This window comes from Actinomyces timonensis DSM 23838, from assembly GCF_000295095.1.
Lineage (GTDB): Bacteria > Actinomycetota > Actinomycetes > Actinomycetales > Actinomycetaceae > Actinomyces > Actinomyces timonensis.
The window spans coordinates 648,510-668,893 of record NZ_JH806632.1; the positions used below are offsets into that span (position 1 = coordinate 648,510).

Consider the following 20,384-nt stretch of genomic DNA (forward strand, 5'->3'; position numbering starts at 1 on the left):
TTGCCAGCTGGTGTGCTCGATCAGGCCGGCGCCAGGCAGTCCGCCGGGATGCGGACGGGAGACGCCGTCGTAGTCCACACTAGTGCCATCGTGGCCAGCCCTCCCAGAGCTGCGCCGCCCCGTCCGCAGCCGCGGGGAGTGCCGGTCTTGCCCGGGATTCCATCGGATCGCACGAGAGTCAGGAGCACAGCGTGGAGTTCGACGTCACCATCGAGATCCCCAAGGGGAACCGGAACAAGTACGAGATCGACCACGAGACCGGCCGCATCCGCCTCGACCGGATGCTCTTCACCTCCACCCGCTACCCGGACGACTACGGCTTCATCGACGAGACCCTCGGCGAGGACGGCGACCCGCTCGACGCGCTCGTCCTCCTGGAGGAACCTACCTTCCCCGGCTGCGTCATCCGCTGCCGCGCACTGGGCATGTTCCGCATGCGCGACGAGAAGGGCGGCGATGACAAGGTCCTGTGCGTGCCCGCGGCGGACCAGCGTGCGTCCTGGCGCACGGATATCGAGGACGTCAGCGAGTTCCACCGTCTGGAGATCCAGCACTTCTTCGAGGTGTACAAGGATCTGGAGCCGGGCAAGAGCGTGGAGGGCGCCCACTGGGTGGGGCGAGACGAGGCCGAGGCGGAGATCCGCCGCTCCTACGAGCGCGAGCAAGAGCACCGCGCCCACTGAGTGCTCCTCTGAGCGCCCACTAATTCGCCTCTCTTATCACCGAGACCGGGCGATCAGCACCGCGAGACCGGGTGGTTTTCCACAGATCGGAATCTCGCCGTGCTGTTCGCCCGGTTTCGGCGTGCTGTTCGCCCGGTCTCGGTTATAGGGGAGGGCGATCGATTAGAAGCGGACGACGTAGGGCATGACGCCGGAGTAGCGCATGCCGGTCACGCGCACGGGGACGCCGAAGGTCGGGGCCTCGATCATCTGGTCGTCGCCGAGGTAGATCGCCACGTGGTAGATCCCCTCCTGCGTCCCATCCGAGGACCAGAAGACGAGGTCGCCGGGCTGGGCCTCATCGATGGGCACCTGGGTCCCCTCGCCGTACTGCACCCGCGAGGAGTGCGTGAGGTAGACGCCCGCGGCCTGGTAGGACAGCATCGCCAGGCCGGAGCAGTCGACGCCGTCGTAGCTCTCGCCGCCCCAGACGTAGGGCACGCCGAGGAAGGTGTACGAGGTGTCGATCGCCGTCTGGGCGACGTTGATGGAGGGAGCGGGCGGCTCCGGCGCGGGCGCGGGCTCCGGCTCAGGAGCGGGCGGCTCCGGCGCGGGAGCGGGCTCCGGCTCAGGAGCGGGGGCCGCCTCAGTGGTCTCCGGCGCCGCCTCGGTCTCAGGAGTCGGGGCGGGCGCGGCCTCGGTCGTCTCCGGCGCGGCCTCGGTCGTGGGCGCCGCCTCCGTTGTCGTCGGGGCCGCCTCGGTGGTGGCGGGCGCCGTCGTCGCCTCGGGAGTGGGAGTCGGCGTCGCCGAGGGGGACTGGCTCGGCGAAGCGCTGGGCGTCGGCGGCGCGGTCGGCGCGGGAGAGGCGGAGGCCTGGGCCCGCTTCTCCTCCTCGGCCTTGCGCGCGGCCTCCTCGGCAGCGGTCTTGGCCGCGGCCTCCTCGCGCGCCTGGCGCTCGGCCTCGAGGCGGTCCTGGTACTGGGTCTCCAGCTCGACGGTGGTGTTGCGCTGCGTGGCCAGCTGGGAGATGAGGCTCTCGCGCTTGGTCTTCGCGTCGCTGACGGCCTTGGAGGCGTTGCTCACCTCGGTGTCGGCCGTGGCCTTGAGGTTCTTCGCATTGGTGGCGGCGGTCTCCTTCTCCGTCACCTTCTGCTGGGCGATGGTCCGCATGTTCTCGGCCACGGCCTGGTGCGCCTCGAAGTTCTGCAGGTCAGCGCTGCGGTTCTCGCCCACACGGGTGAGCGCCACGGAGGTGTCGGTCATGTCGGCCAGCGACTCGGACGACAGGTACGGGGTGAGCGCGTCGAGGGGGTTGCCGCCGTCCTGGTAGGTCTCGACGACGGTGGCGCCCAGGCTGGTACGCGCGGTCTCGGTGGCCGCGGCGGCGTTGTCGGCAGCGGTCTGGGCGTCGGCCGCGGCGGTGGTGGCGGTCTTCAGCTCGGCCGCGGCCTCGAGGTAGTCCTCGTTGGCGGAGGCCGCCTTGATCTGCGAGGTCTGGAGGTCGGACTTCAGCTGTGCGAGCTGCACCTCGAGGTCGGCGATCGACGACGACGTCTGGCTCTCCGCCTTCTTCGCCTCGTCGATGTCGTCCTGGTCGACGGTGTCGGCAAGGGCGCTGGGAACCATCGCGACAGCCAGTGCGGTAGCGGCGGCGAAGGCTCGTGCCGCTCGGAACGAACGGTGTCTAGAGCTCACGGATCCTCCAGGGTTTGACATTCCCGTGCCATGGGTCGCACGGCGATACACCCGCAACACTAGTCATCACACGCCCCGTTGAGAACAGCGACCACTGATTTCACATTGGTAACACCTCCCCCATGCGCCCCATAAGTCGTGGAATCCCGCGGATCGGACCGCACTCCGCCACTCCGGTGACCTCTCTCACAACCGCATGTCGTTACCTCATCGTGACCCACAACGATCCGCCCGCTTCCGGGATCCGGACGCGCTTGCGGTCCACCGCGCCGCCGTGGCACCTTTCGGGGCATGTCCTGCCGCCTCACCCGCCGAATGCAACGCTGACGCGCACGCCGCCGCGCCGCCGTCGGCCCACGTGCGCGTCCCGCCCCACGAGGGCGCGAACCGAAACGCACAGGCACCACTGAAGGACATCCGATGAGCAACGCAGCGACCACCCCCGACACCCTCGCCTCCTGGCAGTTCGAGACCCTCCAGGTCCAGGCGGGCCACACCCCCGATTCGGACACCGGCGCCCGCGCCCTGCCGATCTACCAGACCTCCTCCTTCGTCTTCCCCAGCGCCGCCGAGGCCGCGGATCGCTTCTCCCTGGCCTCGCTCGGCCCCATCTACACCCGCCTCGACAACCCGACGAACGCCTCCGTCGCCCAGCGGATCTGCGCCCTGCACGGCGGAACCGGCGCCCACCTCGTGGCCTCGGGCAGCGCCGCGACGACGCTGACGATCCTCACCCTGGGCGGCGCGGGATCGAGCGTCGTCGCCTCGCCGTCGCTCTACGGCGGCACGGTCAACCTGCTGACCACCGCGCTGCCCCGCCTGGGCATCACCACCCGCTTCGTCGAGGACCCCTCCGACGCCGCCGCCTGGGAGGCCCTGGCCGATGACACCACCGTGTGCTTCCTCGGCGAGTCGATCCCCAACCCCAAGGGCGACATCCTCGACATCGAGCCCATCGCCGCCGCCGCGCACCGCGTGGGGGTGCCGCTCGTCGTCGACAACACGGTGGCCTCCCCGTATCTCACCCGGCCCTTCGAGTGGGGGGCGGATATCGTCGTCGAGTCCGCCACGAAGTTCCTGGACGGGCACGGCTCCTCGATCGCCGGCGTCATCGTCGACGGCGGGAGCTTCGACTACGCCGCCCACGCCGAGCGCTTCCCCGGCTTCAACGAGCCCGACCCGTCCTACAACGGCGTCGTCTTCGCCCGCGACCTCGGGGTGGGCTCGCCGCTGGGCAACGTGGCCTTCGTCCTCAAGGCGCACACGCAGGGCCAGCGGGACTTCGGCTTCGCGGCGAGCCCCCTCAACGCCTTCCTCATCGCCCAGGGAGTGGAGACCCTCTCCCTGCGCATGGAGCGGCATGTGGACAACGCCCTCGCCGTCGCCCGCCACCTGGAGTCCCACCCCGCTGTGAGCCAGGTGCGCTACTCCGGCCTGGAGTCGAGCCCCTACTACGAGCTGCACCGCAAGTACTGCCCGCGTGGCGCCGGGTCGATCCTCACCTTCGACCTCGCCGGCGGGCGCGAGGCCGGGAGCGCCTTCATCGACGCCCTCCAGCTGTTCTCCAACGTCGCCAATATCGGGGACGTGCGCTCCCTGGCCATCCACCCGGCGACGACGACGCACTCGCAGCTCGACGACGCAGGCCTGGCCGCGGCGGGGATCGGCGCGGGAACGGTGCGCCTGAGCATCGGCATCGAGCACATCGACGACATCATCGCCGATCTTGATCGCGGCCTGGCGGCCCTGGGCCAGCGCTGAGCGCCGGCCCCGCCCCGAGGAGAGCGCCATGAGCCAGTCGGCATCGCCCGGCCTCGGTCTGCCCGCTTCCGGCCCGTCCGCGGCTGGCCTGCCCGAGCCCGGTCTGCCGGGGTCCGGCGCGTCCGCGCCCACGCCGTCGGAGCCCATCACGGCGGGTGTGGGGACGGCCGCCTCCAAGCTCGTCGACCGCGCGGCGGGCTCCCCCACCGGCGCGTGGCGCACCGGGGACGATCCCGGGCACCGCCGCTTCCTGGAGATCGGGGACCTGCCCCTGGAATCCGGCGAGACACTGCCGGACACGGTGCTGGCCTTCGAGACCTGGGGGGAGCTGAGCGAGGCGCGCGACAACGCCGTCCTCGTCCTGCACGCCCTGACCGGGGACTCCCACGTCACCGGCGAGCCCGGCCCCGGCCACCCCACCCCCGGCTGGTGGGACAGCCTCGTGGGGCCGGGCCGCGCGATCGACACCGAGCGGTACTTCGTCGTCGCCGCCAATATCCTCGGCGGCTGCCAGGGCTCCACCGGCCCCTCCTCGCTGGCCCCGGACGGGCGGCCCTGGGGCTCGCGGTTCCCGTGGCTGACCACGCGCGACGCCGTCGCCGCCGAGGCCCGGCTCGCCGACGCCCTGGGGATCGACGTCTTCCACCTGGTCATCGGGACATCGCTGGGCGGTCACCGCGCCATCGAGTGGGGGGTGGGCCATCCTGAGCGGGTGCGCAACCTCGCGCTCGTGGCCACCGGCGCCTCGACGACGGCGGACCAGCTCGCCTGGTGCCACCTCCAGGAGCTCGCCATCGTCGGGGATCCCTACTTCTTCGACGGCGACTACTACTCCCATCCGGTGGGGCCGGTGCGCGGGCTGGCGCTGGCGCGGGCGATCGCCCACACCACCTACCGCAGCGCCGCCGAGCTCGACACCCGCTTCGGACGGGCGCACCAGGGGGCCGAGGACCCCGCCGTCGGCGGGCGCTACCAGGTGGAGTCCTACCTCGACCACCACTCGGGCAAGCTGCTGGCCCGGTTCGACGCCAACACCTACCTCATCGTCACCCACTCGATGATGGTCCACGACGTCGGCACCGGGCGCGGCGGGATCCCGGCGGCCCTGGCCGGGGTCAGCGCCCGCACCCTGGTGGTGGACGTCTCCTCCGATCGGCTCTTCCCGACCTGGCAGGCTGACGAGCTCACTGATGGCATCCCGGGCGCGCGGCGCGCGACCATCGACTCGCTGCACGGCCACGACGGCTTCCTCATCGAGGCCGATCAGATGGACGCCGTGCTGCGCGACTTCCTGGCCGACGACGAGCCCGGGCGCTGAGAGGAAGGCGCGGCGCCCGGGGGACGGAGGCGCCGGAGCGCTGAGAGGAAGGCGCGGCGGCAGGGAGGCGGCGGCGAGGCGGTGGGCCTCGGGCTCTGTAAGAGAGTCGAGGAACCCGCCCTGACGGGGCGCTTCTTCGGCTAGGTTCATCCCATGAGCCAGTCCCCGTCCAGCGCCGGACCCGGCGGCCCGGCGCCCGAGAGCGACGACGACGTCGACTACCTGGCCACGCCGGCCGGCCAACTGCCCCTCGACGACTCCTACGCGCCCACGCAGGCCCTGGCCGCCGGCTCCCCGCCCGCTCAGTACTCCCAGGCCCCATCCCCTCAGGCCTCGTACGCGCAGGCCCCCTACGCCCCGGGCGGGTACGCCCCGGAAGCCACCATCCCCGGCGCCTATGGCCAGGTGGTGCCTCCCAAGTGGCGCCGGACCGGTCTCATCGTGGCGGCGGTTCTCGCCGTCGTGCTCGTGCTGGCGGGAGGCGGCATCGCCGGCTACCTGCTGTGGGAGAAGGACGACACAGCCCCTGCGTCGGCCGCTGATCCGCTCGCCCCCGATCCCGCCTGGGCCGAGGGCGGTCACGAGCTGTGGCACGAGGAGTTCTCCGATGCGGACGATGTCATCCCCGCGGGCACCTCGTTCCTCACCGTGAAGAGGAAGGGCGCGGGCGCCACGATCACCAGCTACCCCATCACGGACTCCGAGCCGGCACAGCAATGGCGGGCGGAGATCACGAAATACGCGCCCTACTCGGGCGGGGTGCGGGGCACGTACTTCCTGACCGGGGAGCAGCTCATCGATCTCACGACCGGCGAGGTGAGCGACACCCCCTGGGATTCCGCGATGGATGTCATCGGTGTTGTCGACAACGTCATGATCGTGTGCTCCTCTTCCCAATGCGATGGATACGCCGAGGACCTGACGCAGAAATGGACAGGAGCGAGATTCAACAAGAGCCTCGAATCCTCACTCCGCCCCGATCTGGTCCTCCCAGGATCGCCGTCGTTCATCACTCCTGATGGGCACACCATCATCAACGTCGAGACCGGTGAGACTCATAAGGTGAAGACCACCAGGCACCTCAACGCCATGGCTGACGGATGGGCGACCTATGACACGGCGAGAAAAAAGACGATCCTCTACTCCCCCACTGGGGAGGAGGAGGACGCCGTGAGCGCGGATAATCTGAACAGGATGGCGACCACGCAGCGGTTCGCCCCCACCACCGGTCAGATGCGGCCCTCCAAGGAGCAGATCAAGACCTGGGCGAACAACAGCGATATCTCATGGGCCGTCGCCACCACTGACGACAAGCACAAGGGCTATGACTGCTTCACGGTCACGTTGACCGAGAGCGGCTCCACCATCGAGTTGGTCACCGATGGCGCATGCGTGACCGACGACGTCTACGCGCTCGCTACCAGCGGCTCGGCCGCTTTCGGGCTCGTCGGCTCACCGGACCGGGGGTTCCAGATCGCGGGCATGTGGAACACCGCCACCGGGCAGGAGATCTCGCTGCCGAGCAGCACGCGTCGCACCCCGTACTATTTCGTCTCCCCCGGGCGCCTCATCACGGTGAAGAGCAATGAGGTCACTCTTTACGCGGCGGGCGCGAAATGACCGGGGAGGGAGCCGCCCCCGTTGGCGCCTGGGGCCCGGACCACCTCGGCCCGGGATTCCAGGCGCGCACCCTGGAGCTGCTGCCGGATGAGGAGGCCGACGGCGCCGTCGCCACCCTCGTGCGGCATGTGCCCGCGGAGGATCCCGGGGCCCTGCCCGGCACGCCCAGCGCGCCGACTTTCGCCTGGCTCTATCTGCACGGCTGGAACGACTACTTCTTCCACACGCACCTCGCCCGGGAGGTCTCCCGGCTGGGCGGGGCCTTCTACGCCCTCGACCTGCGCCGCTATGGGAGGTCCCTGCGCGAGGGGCAGATGCTCGGCTGGGTGACGTCCTTGGACGACTACGACGAGGAGATCGGCCAGGCCCTCGGCGTCATCCACGCTGAGCACGGGGAAGGGATCGACGTCGTCGGCTATGGGCACTCGACCGGCGGCCTCGTGGCCTCCCTGTGGGCGGATCGCCACCCGGGGGCGCTGGGCTCGCTCATCCTGGCCTCCCCGTGGCTGGAGATCCAGGGAGCCTCGCCGGTGAGGCTCCTCGGGCAGCCGGTGCTGCGGGCCCTCGCCCGCCGTGATCCGCGCAGGCCACTGCCGACGCCGAGCTTCCCGCCGGAGAAGCGCTTCCGCGTCACCGACGGCTGGGACGAGCGCGACGGCGAGCCGAACCCGGCATGGGCGGATGACCCGTGGGTGCGTGGCTGGGATGTCAACGACGAGTGGGTCCACTGGCCCGGAGCGCCGATTTGGCCCGGGTGGCTGCAGGCGATCCTCGCTGGCCAGACGCGGGTGGCGGCGGGGCTCGACATCCGCTGCCCGGTGCTATCGATGGGCTCGGCGCGATCGCGCCTGGGGGTCACGTGGACGCCGGACTCGCGGTCGACGGACACGGTGATCGACGCCGATGCCACGGCCCAGCGCGCCGTCTGCCTGGGCTCACTCGTCACCGTGGCGCGCTTCGACGGCGCCGTGCACGACCTCGTGCTCTCCGCGCCTCCCGTGCGCGAGCAAGTGCTGGGCGCTATGCGCCGCTGGATGACCGCCTACGTCCTGCGCTGAGGCTGAATCGCCCGCCCCGCATCGAGACCGGGCGAACAGCACGGCGAAACCGGGCGAACAGCACGGCGAGATTCTGTTCTTGTGGGCGCGGGCATGATCGGGGCGCGCCTTCATGACGAGACCGAGCGAAATGAGGAGCGAGACCGGTGGCGGGTTCGGGGCGGTGTGTGGTGGGGGTTAGTGGCCTTGGTGCTCTTCAGCGTCGTCGGACAGGTAGGGGATGAGTCGGCGGATGTTGAAGGGTGGGGCTGTTTGGGTGGTGGTGACGTAGCCGTCGACGGGCTGCCAGTCGGTGGCGCCTGCGGGTTTGAATCTCGCGGTCCAGGTGGTGGTCAGGGTGACGGTGACGTTGTCGGCTGTGGTGGCGTACAGGTGGGTGACGGTCTGGTTGGGGTAGGGGTTGCCGGGGTCGGTGGTGGAGAAGGTGGTTCCGTCTCCCCAGTTCCAGGTGTAGGTGGCGGGGGTGACTTCGACGTCGACACTGGTGCCGCCGACGTTGGTGGTGAGTGTTCTGGTGGCGGGGTTGGTGTAGGCGATCAGCGGCATGTGGAGCAGGATGGTGCCGGTGGGCGGCTGGATGAAGACGCCGGAGCCGTCGACGATGAGGGTGGCCACATCATGCGACGTGAGGACGATGGGTGCGGGGGCCGGGGCAGCGGGCGCCGCAGCGGCGGGAGTGTCGTCGGCCACCAGGGCGCAGTGCCCCTTCTTGTCGAGATCACTGATCTCTTCCACCCAGCAGTTCCAGCGTCCCCCAGCTGGGTTGTCTTGAGGTGATGCCGCTGATACTGCGACAGCGCTGGATGAACCTTCTGGCGGATTTGCTGAGTCCCCTGATGGCGGACCTCCCTGGACTGGGACCTCCTCGTACACCGACGACGCCATCGAGACTTCATTGCCAGATGCTCGACCACTGTAGCCTCGTTGATCTTCCGGGGATGAAATATCGCCCGTAGGAATGGAAAAAAATGTCGATTGCATGACAAACACGCCGACAACAACAGTGAGGCGCATCATTTTGTCGACACCTCCCCGATGCGCCAGCCGTCATCGTGGTAACGAAGGGTTAAAAAGAGGTTTGAGTCCGTCGCCTCGTTCCTGATCGCCTCACCTTGCCGATTGATTGTCGTCGACCCGCTCGATGATACCGCGATCTTGATGCCGCAATATTCTTTTCCGCTCCCAGGTGGAATGTATTCGACATTTTGGACCTCATCAACCCAAGGATTAGCCCATCCTCCACCTTCGTGGAGTTTTGCAGCATCGTCGATGGTGGATTTGCAGAAGACGCACCCCTCCTCGCTCATGGCGGCCAAGTCGGCGGTGTCGCCGGTGATGAAGGCGTAGCGGTAGAGCTGAAGGAAGTAGAAGGCGGCGTTGACAGCGCCTTCTTCTGTATATTGCCTGGCCTCCGGAGGTTTGATGGGCTTGGGTTCGGCCAGGGCGGTGGCGCGCTGCGCCGCCAGTTCCGGGCTGAGGGACGGCAGGGCGCTGGCGGTGGGGGTCGCGTCCGCGCTGGCGTCGGGGGTGGAGAAGAAGCGCGTGGGCAGGGTCCCGTAGGTCACGGGCGAGGGCTCGTCTTTGGCACAGGCGGTCAGCAGCGTCAGGCTCGCGGCGCAGCAGGCCGCCAGAACGAGGGCGATCGGGTGAGCCCACCGCCCGGACGCCACCGCCGCGAGACGGTTGCGTTGTCGGCGCCGGCCTGCTGGCCGAGGGACGACGCTTGGGCGCCGTCGAGATCCTGTCGCGCCGAAGGCGAGGGGCGGGGTGTGGGGAGGCGTGGGGGCCATGGGTCTGGGGCCTTCCAAGCGGGAAGCGGACGGGCGGATATGGACCAGGGGAAGGATCCGAGGCCCCAGGTCGGCCCCAGTGACGGCGGCCTCGCCGTCGGCTCCCAACCTTAGAGGCCCGCGCCGTCCGCGCGCCAGGCCCTCTCGCGGATCTGTGGATAACTCGCCAACACCGCCCCGACCAGCAGCGGCCTGTGGATACGGAACCGGTCTCGCCGTGCTGTTCGCCCGGTTTCGCCGTGCTGTTCGCCCGGTCTCGGCGAGGGGGTGGGGGTCAGATGCGGAGGGGGCGGAGGAGGCTCGTGGGCAGGAGCGTCGCGCGGAGGCGGCGGAGCCAGCCGGCCTGCTCGCGCATGGCCCTCACGCATGATCCCAGCGCCTCTTCCAGGCCGCGTTCCGCGGCACCAGATCCGACGCCGTCGCCGTCCTTCTCGATATCGGCGCTGTAGCGCTCCCGGACGACCGCGCTCTCCAACGCGCCCAGGGACTCCCCCGCGGCGCTGGCACCAGCACCGAGGGCTTCCGCCAGGCGCGCCACCACGGCGCCGGGCGTGCGCGAGGGCAGGGGTGTCCCCTGACCGATGAGCCCAAGGTCGACGGCGCAGTCCAGCAGCTCAGCCCACGCGGCCTCGGCGGGCCCGTCCCCGCCTCGTCCGCCACCCCGCATCACCGCAGTGCGGCGACGCCGCCTCACCACCCTGGCGAGCGCGGGCGCGCCCACCACAGCCAGCGCAGCCAGCGCGCCCAGCGTGGCGCCCCCTGTCGCGAGCCCGCCCAGTCCCGCAGCGGGGCCGCCCTCCCCCGGGTCCTCGCCCTTCTCGCTGTCTCCGGCGGACTGATCGGCATCGCCCGCCGTCGGTGCCGCCGCGCTCGGCGTGGGCCCGGCAGTGGCGGAGGCGCTCGGCTCCGGGGAGGGGGTCGTCGTCGGGGCCGGGGTGGCCTCCGCGGGCGTCGCCTTGTTGGCGCGCGCGCCGGCCCCGCCGGGCGTGGGCTCGAAGGCCACCCATCCCGCGCCGTCGATCCACACCTCGGGCCAGGCGTGCAGGTCCTCGGCCCGGACCTGTGTCTGCCCCGCGTTCTGGCCGGGGGCGGGGCTGTGGGAGGCGTAGCCGATGGCGATGCGGGTGGGCAGCCCCATGTCCCTGGCCATGAGGGTGAAGGCCGCGGAGTAGTGGATGCAGTAGCCGGATCGCTCGGTCAGGAAGGCCTCCACCGTCCCCACCGGGCTCGCGGAGCCGCCACCCGCTCCCGCGCCGTCGAAGCTGCCCGGGGCGGACTCGTCGTAGACGAAGCCGTTGCCGTGGAACCAGGCGGCCAGGGCGGCGGCGCGCACGGGCGCGGGCGAGGAGGGATCGAGTCCCGCCGCGGCCAGCGCCTGAGCCCCGGCCTCGTGGATCGCGCTGGAGCCACCAGCGTCCCCCCGGCTCACCCCGGCGGGCAGCGCTAGGTAGGGGGCCAGTTCCTCGGCGGCGGGTGCGGGCGCGGGGTAGGGCGGCGCGATCATCGGCTGTCCGTCGAGCCCGGCGACGGCGCTCCAACCGTAGGCCCGGTACATCTCGCCACTGGCCGTGGTGTCGCGCCAGGAGCGGGCGGTGGAGGTCCCGGGGATCCAGCGCCAGGACGCCGGGTCGAGCGCGGTGCCGCCCCACGAGCCCGTCACCTCATCATCCGCCGAGTCGACGACGAGGGTGGATTGGAGCGTGGGCAGCCGGTCGGTGACGAGGTCGTCCACCCGCATGACGACGGCGCGCAGCCCCGGCACGTCGGCACCACTCCCGGCCTGGCCCCCGGAGGCCTCGAGGGCGGAGATCGGGGTGAGGGCGGCGCCGTCGAGCCCCGTCGGCGGCTCGCTGATGGTCCGGGCGTTGTCGGGGACGCTGATCGGCTCCCAGGTGCTGCCGTCGAGGTCGCGGACGACGGCGAGGGTGAAGCGCAGGGACTCTCCCCCCTCAGAGCCCTCGGCCTGGTAGGAGAACGCGGTTCCACTGCCGTGGACGAGGTCGCTGCCCAGCGTCAGACTGGTCTCGGGCACGCTCTTCTCCCGGCCGACGATGCGGTCGAGAAAACCGTCCTGCCCCCGCACCGGCATCCCGCCGCCAACCCCGGCGGCCAGGACGAGCGCGAGGATGAGCACCGCGATCCGGGTCCCGGCCAGGCCCAGCCGTGCGCGCAGGCCCGCCAGCCCTCCGCGCACGGCGGGCATCACGGGCACGGCGGAGCCGATGAGCAGGAGGATGCCCGCGGCGAAGCCCAGGACCATCCGTCCCGGCGGGGTCCAGTCGGTCAGCAGTCCCGCCACGAGCATGGAGGAGGCGGGGACGACGGCGGTCACCCCGACCCGGTCCCCGCCGGTGGTGGAGATGAGCGCGCACCACCAGGCGATGAGGAGAGTGAGGGCGGCGAGCACGAGGGAGAGGCTGTCGCTGACCGGCATGGGCGGGTCGGTGGCCCGGACCTGTTGGCCGACGGCGGCGAGCTCGGAGGCCGGGCTCGCCGTCCAAGCGCTCAGTGCCGGGCTGGTGAGGACCTGGACGGCGAGGATCGCGCTGCCGACGGCGAGCGCGAGGAGGCAGGGCAGGACGGGGCGCTTGGGCCACAGGGCCCGGCCGCCGCCGGTGACGAGCAGGACGGCGGCCGCGATGAGGAGGGCGCGCGATTGCCAGGGCCCAGGGAGGAGGACCTGTTCGAGGACCCTCAGCCCCGCCCACCACAGAGCGGTGACGATGAGCGCCCCCCACAGGGGCTGGAGCCGGGGCGCCTCGCCGGAGGGCCGGGGCTCGCGGGACCAGCGCAGTCTGCTCTGCCGGACCAATCCGCCCGCGCGCTGACTCGACCGGCTCATCGGTTGCCTCCCGCAGGTGGGTCGGTGTGGAGGCGGGCGGCGCCGTCGTCGCCGATGAGGATGATCGCCGAGGCCTCGGGGAGCTCGCGGCCCGCGCGGGCGGCGAGCGCCGCCGAGTCGGTGACGAGCGCGTCGGGAGCGGCGGTGCCGCGCGTCCCCCAGTGCTCGACGGCGTTCACCCGAGCATCGGCGGGACCCAGCGCGGCGAGCCGGCGCAGGAGGGCGACGCGATCGCTGGCGCCGCCGGAAGCGGAACCGCTCGCGTCGTCGGGCCCGCCATCCCCCTGGCCGCCCAGATCGAGGCCGACGGCGCAGCCCTGCTCGTCCCACGCGGCGATGAGGGCGGCGACGACGCTGATCGCCCGCTCCGCCCGCTCCGCAGCCTCCCCAGCCCCGGCGGAGCCGGCGCGCTCAGCAGCGCTCCGCCCGGCGCGCTCACCGCTGCCGCGCCCCGCGCCCGCGGCCTCCGCCGAGAGCCGGAGGGCGAGCGAGCGGCGGGGATGCGGCACCCGGTCCCTCTCGGCGACGATGAGCCCGCCCTGGCGCGCGGACTGGCGCCAGTGGATGGAGGCCAGCGCATCACCGGGGCGGTAGTCGCGCAGGCGGGAGATCTGCTCGCCGCCGCGCTCAGCCGATCCGCGCTCCCGGGGGACGCTCCGGCCCCAGGGGGCCGAGCCAGAGCCCGCGACGACGCCGTCGGGCAGGGGGGCGGGCGTGGGCAGGACGAGCACGTGGGCGGTGGCGCGGATCGGCACGCGGGCGCTCGCCAGGCCGAAGGGCTCATGGATGAGGAGGCCCCTGGCCTCCAGTCGCAGCGCCCCCCGCTCGGCGCCGGTGACCGTCAGGGCCGAGGCGAGGGCCCCGCCGCCCGCGCGCAGGGGCCCGGTGAAGCGCCGCTCGCCGTAGGGCGCGACCCCGCCGCCAGCCCCAGCAGAGTGCGGATGGTGCTCGATATCCCAGCGCGCCCAGGCGGGCAGGACGCTGAAGAGCCTGGCGCGGCCGTCGATGGCCCAGGCGCCGGACTGCCCGGCGGTGATCTCCTCCGGGCCGAGGAGGCGCGCCCGCGGCCGGGCGAGCAGCCCCAGCCCCAGCGCCATGAGCAGGCACAGGACCATGAGGGCGATCAGGAGCACACCGGCGCCCATGAGCAGGGGCAGGCGCACGGCCCACCCGGCGAGAAGGAGGAACAGCGCGAGGGCCAGCATCTCCCAGCCGTGGGACGTCGGCACGGCCATCGGGAGCCGCGCCGGCAGCCCCCGTCGCGCCCGCGGCCCCCGCCCCGCGCGCTGGCCGGGCGCCCGGCGAGCCATCAGGACCTCGGCGCCGGGGTGCGGGCGATGATCCCGGCGAGCACCGACTCGGCGGCCTGGCGCTCGTGGGCGGAAGAGGCGAAGCGCCCGGCGGGCGCGATCCGATGGCCGAGGACGGCGGGAGCGGCCGACGCGATGTCGTCGGGCGTCACGAAGCCGCGCCCGTCCATGGCGGCACCGGCCCGGCCCATGGCCACGAGGTGGAGGGCGGCCCGGGGGCTGGCCCCCAGCACGAGCTCGCTGGTGTCACGGGTGGCGGCCGCGAGCGCGACGGCGTAGCGGGCCACCGGCTTGGCGACCTTGATGGCGGCGACGGCGGAGCGCGCCCTCCTGGCCCCGGCCTCGGTGGCCACGGGGGTGAGGGAGGTCAAGGGGTCGGCGCCGCCACGGGCGAGCACCATGGCGGTCTCCGCCTCTGGGTCGGGGTAGCCCAGGGACAGGCGCGTCATGAAGCGGTCGCGCTGCGCCTCGGGCAGGGGGAAGGTGCCCTCCATGTCGAGGGGGTTCTGGGTGCCGACAGTCATGAAAGGGTCGGGCAGGGGGCGCGCGTGCCCCTCGACGCTCACATGCCCCTCCCCCATGGCCTCCAGGAGGGCGGACTGGGTGCGGGGCGTGGCGCGGTTGATCTCATCGGCGATGAGGATGCCCGTGAAGACGGGCCCGGGGTGGAAGCGGAAGGTGCGGGCCGCCTGGTCGTAGATGGACACGCCGGTGACGTCGGCGGGCAGGAGGTCGGCGGTGAACTGGATGCGGGCCGAGCGCAGGTCGAGGCAGCGCGCCAGGGCGAGGGCGAGCGTGGTCTTGCCGACGCCGGGGACGTCCTCGATGAGGAGGTGCCCGCCGGCGAGGAAGGTGGCGACGGCGGTGCGCACCTCGTCCTCCTTGCCGAGCACGACGGCGCAGATGCGCTTGGTCAGGCGCGCGGTGAGGGTGGCGAGCTCGTCGGCGCCCATGGGCGCCGTAGGGGTCCCTAGGCTCTCTGCTCGCTCGGGCGAGTCGGTGGCGCCCTTGGCCGGCGTCGGCTTCCGCGCTCCCGGGGCGATGCCGTACCCGCTGCCCGTGGCCGACCCGGGCGGGGCCGGGGGGATCGCCGAGGGCGCGGCTGCGGCGGCAGCTCCGGCCGTGGCGCCGGGCGCACCGGTGCCACGGGCTTCAGGGATACGGGCCGTCGGAAGGCTCATGCGGCGATTCTCGCACGGCCCGGGCCGCGGCCGGGATGCCCCGAGATGTGGGACGGCGCCCACTGCCCGCTGGGGCGGTGGGCGCCGTCGTGCCGGTGGCCTGGCCCGCGGCCCTGAAGGGGCGCGGCGGCCGGTCTGCCCGGCCTACTGATGGGCGCTACTGCTGGCCCTCCTCCGGGGCGAGGACGGCGGCGCGGCCGGCCTCGAGGCGCGCCACGGGGACGCGGAACGGGGAGCAGGACACGTAGTTGAGTCCCGCGGTGTGGAAGAAGGCGATGGAGTCGGGGTCACCGCCGTGCTCGCCGCACACGCCCATCTTCATCTCCGGCTTGGTGGAGCGCCCGCCCTCGACGCCCAGGCGGACCATGGCGCCCACGCCGTCGGCGTCGAGGGACTCGAACGGCGAGGTGCCGAAGATCGCCTCGTCGATGTAGCGCCCCACGAAGGAGGTCTCGACGTCGTCGCGGGAGAAGCCCCAGGTGGTCTGGGTCAGGTCGTTCGTGCCGAAGGAGAAGAAGTCGGCCTCCTCGGCCACGTGGGCGCTGGTGACGGCGGCGCGCGGCAGCTCGATCATGCAGCCGATCGGGAAGGAGAGGTCGTAGCCGGACTCGGCGCCGACCTCGGCCAGGACGGCCTCGGCGCGCTCGCGGGCGATCTGGAGCTCCCGGACGGACCCGATGAGCGGGATCATGATCTCGGGGTGCGGGTCTCCCCCGGCGCGCAGGCGCTCGACGGCGGCCTCGGCGATGGCGCGCACCTGGAGCTCGATGAGGCCGGGCATGGTCAGCAGGAGGCGGGCGCCGCGCAGGCCGAGCATGGGGTTGGACTCGTGGCTCTTGCGCACGACGGCGAGCAGTTCCTCGTCGGCGGGGTCGAGCACGCCCTTCTCCCGGTCCACGGCCACCTTGACGCTCAGCTCGGTGAGGTCGGGGAGGAACTCGTGCAGGGGCGGGTCGATGAGGCGCACCGTCATGGGCTTGCCGTTCATCGTCGCGAACATCTGCACGAAGTCGTCCTTCTGCAGGGGCAGGAGGGCGGCGAGGGCGGCCTCGCGCTCGGCGTCGGTGGCGGCCAGGATGAGGTTCTGGACGAACTTCTTGCGCTCGCCGAGGAACATGTGCTCGGTGCGGCACAGGCCCACGCCCTCGGCGCCGCGGTGGATGGCGTGGCGGGCGTCGTCGGGGGTGTCGGCGTTGGCGCGCACCGCGAGGCGGCGGACCTTGTCGGCGTGGCGCATGAGGCGGTCGACGCTCGTGATGAGCTCGCGGTTGTCGACGTCGCCGGCGCTGTCCAGGGCGGTCTCCAGGCCGCGGCGCAGGTAGGTCATGACAGGCGAGTCGGCGACCTCCACCGAGCCGAGGAAGACCTCGCCGGTGGTGCCGTCGATGGCGATGATGTCCTCACTGGTGAGCACCTCGTCCCTGCCAGCCAGGCGCACGGTCTTGGCCGCGGCGTCGACCTCGAGGGCCTCGGCCCCGCACACGCAGGTCTTGCCCATGCCGCGTGCGACGACGGCGGCGTGGGAGGTCTTGCCGCCGCGCGCGGTGAGAACGCCGGAGGCGGCGACCATGCCGGGCAGGTCGTCGGGGTTGGTCTCGCGGCGCACGAGGATGACGGACTCGCCGGCCTCGGCGCGGGCGGTGGCCTCAGCGTTGTCGAAGGCGATGAAGCCGACGGCGGCGCCGGGCGAGGCGGGCATGGCCTTGGTGAGCAGGTCGCGCTCCCCGGCGGTGGAGAACTGCGGGAACATGAGCTGGGTGAGCTGGTCCCCGGTGACGCGGGTGAGGGCCTCGTCGGTGGTGATGAGCTTCTCGTCGACGAGCTGCGTGGCCACGCGGAAGGCCGCGGCGGCGGTGCGCTTGCCCACGCGGGTCTGGAGGAGCCAGAGCTTGCCGCGCTCGATGGTGAACTCGATGTCGCACAGGTCCCGGTAGTGGGTCTCGAGCTTGCGCATGGCGGCGCGCAGGTCCTTGTAGGACTCCGGGTCGAGGGACTTCAGGTCCGCCAGGGACAGGGTGTTGCGGATGCCGGCGACGACGTCCTCGCCCTGGGCGTTGACGAGGTAGTCCCCGTAGACGCCGGAGCGGCCGGTGGACGGGTCGCGGGTGAAGCAGACGCCGGTGCCGGAGGTCTGCCCCATGTTGCCGAAGACCATCGTGCACACGTTGACGGCGGTGCCCAGGTCGTGGGGGATCTTCTCGCGGCGCCGGTAGATGTGGGCGCGCTCGGTGTTCCAGGAGCGGAAGACGGCCTCGGTGGCCATGTCGAGCTGGCTGCGGGGGTCCTGGGGGAAGTCGATGCCGGCCTGCTCATGGACGATGGCCTTGTACTCCTCGACGAGCTCGCGCAGGGCGTCGACGTCGAGCTCGTAGTCGAGGGTGACGCCGCGGGAGGCCTTCTTGGCGTCGAGGGCGTCGGAGAAGTGATCGCCGTCGATGTCCAGGACGGTCTTGCCGAACATCTGGATGAGGCGGCGGTAGGAGTCCCAGGCGAAGCGCGCGTCCCCGCTGGCCTCGGCCAGGCCCGTGACGGAGGCGTCGTTGAGGCCGATGTTGAGGACGGTCTCCATCATGCCGGGCATGGAGAACTTGGCGCCCGAGCGCACGGAGACGAGGAGGGGATCCTCGGGGGCCCCGAGCTCGCGGCCGAGCTCCTCCTCGACCTCGCGCAGGGCTGTGGTCACCTGGACGGCGAGCTCGTCGGGGACCGCGCCGTCGGCGAGGTAGGCCCGGCAGGCGTCAGTGGTGATCGTGAAGCCGGGGGGAACGGGCAGTCCGAGCCGGGTCATCTCGGCGAGGTTCGCGCCCTTGCCGCCCAGGAGGTCCTTCTGGTCCTTGTCTCCCTCGCTGAAGCGGTACACGTACTTGGGCATCGTCGCCTCTTTCACTCGTGGATCGCGCGGCATCGCGCTGGTCGGATCGCCCCCACTCTAATGTGACCTCGGTCCTACGCTCAAACCGCGCCGCTCCTCCCAAGGTCGCCCGAAAGGCCCGGCGCGCCCGGAGGCGCCCCCGGAGGCGTTCCCGCCGCGCACCCGATCAGCCCCGCTCGTCCCCGGAATGGCTCCCCGGGGACTGCGCGCCCGAGTCGTCAGAGTCGTCAGCATCGTCAGAGTTGTCCGGGAAGGCGCTCTCGCGCTCACGGGCCTCATCGAGAACCCGGAGGGCGTCAGTGGTGGCGCGGGTCGCCCGGGCGAGCTTGGCCCGGGCCCTGTCCTCCCAGGCCTGCGCCACCTCGACCTCGGCGAGGGCCTCCACAACGGTCGGCTCGGTGTCGACGAGGTGGGCCGGGGCGATCGCGAAGATCTCGGAGACATCCAGGTCGGGGTTCTCCTCCTGCGTCTCGACGAGCTCGGCGACCTCCTCCTGGCTGGCCACGGCCGGCATGGAGCCGGGCAGGGGGCGGCGGGCGGTCTCCTTGAGCCCGAAGATCGCCAGGAGGGCCGCTGTGGAGGTCCCCAGCAGCCAGAAGGCGGGCGCCAGGTGGCTGCCGGTGGAGGCCACGAGCGCCTCCATGATGAAGGCGGCTGTGCCACCGAAGAGGGCGACGGCGACGTTGTAGGCGATGCCCATGCCGCCGTAGCGCGAGCGGGTGGGGAAGATCGCGGGAAGGGAGGCGGCCAGGTTGCCGACGTAGGCAGCCGTCGGATAGGCGAGGAGGGTCAGGCCGAGCAGCACCGACCAGACCTCCTTGTGCTCCAGCAGGAGGAAGACGGGGACCGCCAGGATGATCGTGCTGATCGCCGCGGACAGGAGGACGGGCCTGCGCCCCACATGGTCCGAGAGCCGACCGCAGGCGGGGACGAGGAAGGCAACGAGGACGAGGATCGGCAGGGTGAGCAGGGGGCCGTGCTCGGCGTCGAGGTTGAGCGTGGTGGTAAGGTAGGTCGGCATGTAGGAGGTGAGGGTGTAGCCCACCGTGTTGGCACCGGCCACGAGGATGATGGCGATTCCCAGTTCGCGCCAGTAGGTGCGCACCATCTCCTTGAAGCCGAGGGGGCCCTCCTCCGGTTTCATGATCTCGGTCTCGACGGCCGCCAGATCCGCGGGCTCCTCGTCGTCGGCCTCCGCCTGGGCACCGCGGAAGGCCGGGGTGTCCTCGATCCGGGTTCGCAGGTAGAGGGCGATGGCGCCCATGGGCAGGGCGAGGAGGAAGGGGATGCGCCAGCCCCAGGTGGCCATGAAGTCCTTGGGAAGGGTGAGCATGAGCGCGGTGACGAAGCCCGCGCCCAGCGCGTTGCCGATGTAGGAGCCCCAGTCGAGCATGGCGGCGTAGAAGCCGCGGCGCTTGTCCGGGGCGTACTCGGTGACGAAGGTGGTGGCGCCGGCGTACTCGCCGCCGGTGGAGAAACCCTGGACCAGCTTGAGGCCAATGAGGAGGATCGGCGCCCACATGCCCAGGACGCTGGCAGGCGGCAGGATGCCGATGCCGAAGGTCGCCAGCGCTATCATCATGAGGGTGAAGGCCAAGACCTCCTTGCGGCCGAGGCGGTCCCCGAGCTGGCCGAGGATGACGCCACCCAGCGGCCGAGCGACGAAGGTGACGGCGAAGACCCCCAATGAGAAGAGGTTCTGCGCGGTGCCGCTGGCATTGGGGAGGAAGGCCTGCCCCACGAGCACGGCGACATAGGCGAACACGCCGACGTCGTACCACTCCATGATGTTGCCGACCACCGAGCCGAGGATCGCCTTGCGCAGCGCGGACTCCTCGACGACGGTGACGTCGTCGGCGCGCAGCCGGCGCCGCCGCCGCATGTACGCCAGTCTTCGCTGCTCCCGGCGGATCCTCTCCACCTTGCGCTCCGCGCGCGCCAGCCCCATGTCGTGGGAGGGGCGGGTGTCAGTATGTTCATCCTGCGTTGTGGCCATATAGTCCATGGCATTCCGATCCTTGCGCGGCCCCTCGGGTCAGGACCGCTCGTGATTCGGCGTCCGCCGACGCCGTGGAGCCGGGCAGCGCAACGGGCGACAGGGACCGAGAGGCTCAGGGAACGTCCGGCGCGCCGCCTTCCGGAGCGGGCCGGCACGCACCCGGCAGACCGGGCACGCACCGCCTCACTGCAGATCCGGCACGACTCCAGATCACACGAGGGTACAACAGCTGGTCAAAATGCCGCAGCGGGCGTCCGCCCCGGGAAAGGGAGGACG

At 71.7% G+C, this 20,384-nt stretch carries 13 protein-coding genes; 5 read left to right on the plus strand and 8 right to left on the minus strand.

Features of this window, described 5'->3' with window-relative positions; translation table 11 throughout:
* Positions 1-191: 191 nt before the first annotated feature.
* Entirely contained in the window at positions 192-683 is a 492-nt protein-coding gene (locus A1QA_RS0102930) for an inorganic diphosphatase (RefSeq protein WP_017177435.1), read from the plus strand.
* Between the two features lie 162 nt (positions 684-845).
* Here A1QA_RS0102930 and A1QA_RS0102935 read toward each other — a convergent pair whose 3' ends face one another.
* Positions 846-2,288: a C40 family peptidase gene (locus tag A1QA_RS0102935; RefSeq protein ID WP_017177436.1), complete on the minus strand. Its 1,443-nt coding sequence runs from the start codon at positions 2,286-2,288 to the stop codon at positions 846-848.
* Between the two features lie 489 nt (positions 2,289-2,777).
* Here A1QA_RS0102935 and A1QA_RS0102940 point away from each other — a divergent pair, with 489 nt between their 5' ends.
* The 4 genes from A1QA_RS0102940 (at position 2,778) to A1QA_RS0102955 (ending at position 8,114) form a co-directional block, all read left to right on the plus strand.
* Positions 2,778-4,118 carry an O-acetylhomoserine aminocarboxypropyltransferase/cysteine synthase family protein gene (locus A1QA_RS0102940; RefSeq protein ID WP_017177437.1) on the plus strand — a complete coding sequence of 447 codons (1,341 nt, stop codon included), beginning with the start codon at positions 2,778-2,780 and terminating at the stop codon, positions 4,116-4,118.
* Positions 4,119-4,146: 28 nt separating this feature from the next.
* Positions 4,147-5,436 (plus strand): homoserine O-acetyltransferase MetX, encoded by a 1,290-nt coding sequence (gene metX, locus A1QA_RS0102945; RefSeq protein ID WP_017177438.1) that lies wholly within the window; start codon positions 4,147-4,149, stop codon positions 5,434-5,436.
* Positions 5,437-5,589: 153 nt separating this feature from the next.
* Positions 5,590-7,056, plus strand: a complete 1,467-nt coding sequence (locus tag A1QA_RS0102950; protein ID WP_017177439.1) for a hypothetical protein — start codon at positions 5,590-5,592, stop codon at positions 7,054-7,056.
* Complete coding sequence (locus tag A1QA_RS0102955) at positions 7,053-8,114, plus strand: alpha/beta fold hydrolase (RefSeq protein ID WP_017177440.1); 1,062 nt, start codon at positions 7,053-7,055, stop codon at positions 8,112-8,114. The genes A1QA_RS0102950 and A1QA_RS0102955 overlap by 4 nt, the downstream gene beginning before the upstream one ends.
* Before the next feature lie 177 nt (positions 8,115-8,291).
* Here the strand turns inward: A1QA_RS0102955 and A1QA_RS0102960 are convergent, their stop codons facing one another.
* The 7 genes from A1QA_RS0102960 to A1QA_RS13180 form a co-directional block, all read right to left on the minus strand.
* Entirely contained in the window at positions 8,292-8,849 is a 558-nt protein-coding gene (locus A1QA_RS0102960; protein WP_017177441.1) for a hypothetical protein, read from the minus strand.
* A 278-nt stretch (positions 8,850-9,127) separates the two neighbouring features.
* Positions 9,128-9,679 (minus strand): DUF6318 family protein, encoded by a 552-nt coding sequence (locus tag A1QA_RS13175; RefSeq protein WP_154652206.1) that lies wholly within the window; start codon positions 9,677-9,679, stop codon positions 9,128-9,130.
* Between the two features lie 499 nt (positions 9,680-10,178).
* The gene (locus tag A1QA_RS0102970; protein ID WP_154652207.1) at positions 10,179-12,746 is read right to left on the minus strand and encodes a transglutaminase TgpA family protein; all 2,568 of its coding nucleotides are present in this window, start codon (positions 12,744-12,746) and stop codon (positions 10,179-10,181) included.
* The gene (locus A1QA_RS0102975; RefSeq protein ID WP_017177444.1) at positions 12,743-13,981 is read right to left on the minus strand and encodes a DUF58 domain-containing protein; all 1,239 of its coding nucleotides are present in this window, start codon (positions 13,979-13,981) and stop codon (positions 12,743-12,745) included. Before A1QA_RS0102975 ends, A1QA_RS0102970 begins: the two co-directional genes overlap by 4 nt.
* 74 nt (positions 13,982-14,055) lie before the next feature.
* A complete protein-coding gene (locus A1QA_RS0102980; protein WP_167320635.1) occupies positions 14,056-15,237 on the minus strand; it encodes an AAA family ATPase in 1,182 nt (393 codons plus the stop codon).
* Between the two features lie 157 nt (positions 15,238-15,394).
* Positions 15,395-18,109, minus strand: coding sequence for a pyruvate, phosphate dikinase (gene ppdK, locus A1QA_RS0102985; protein ID WP_017177446.1), 2,715 nt, complete (start codon positions 18,107-18,109; stop codon positions 15,395-15,397).
* Positions 18,110-18,275: 166 nt separating this feature from the next.
* On the minus strand, positions 18,276-20,114 hold the full coding sequence (locus A1QA_RS13180) for an MFS transporter (RefSeq protein ID WP_017177447.1): 1,839 nt from the start codon (positions 20,112-20,114) through the stop codon (positions 18,276-18,278).
* Between the last annotated feature and the right edge of the window lie 270 nt (positions 20,115-20,384).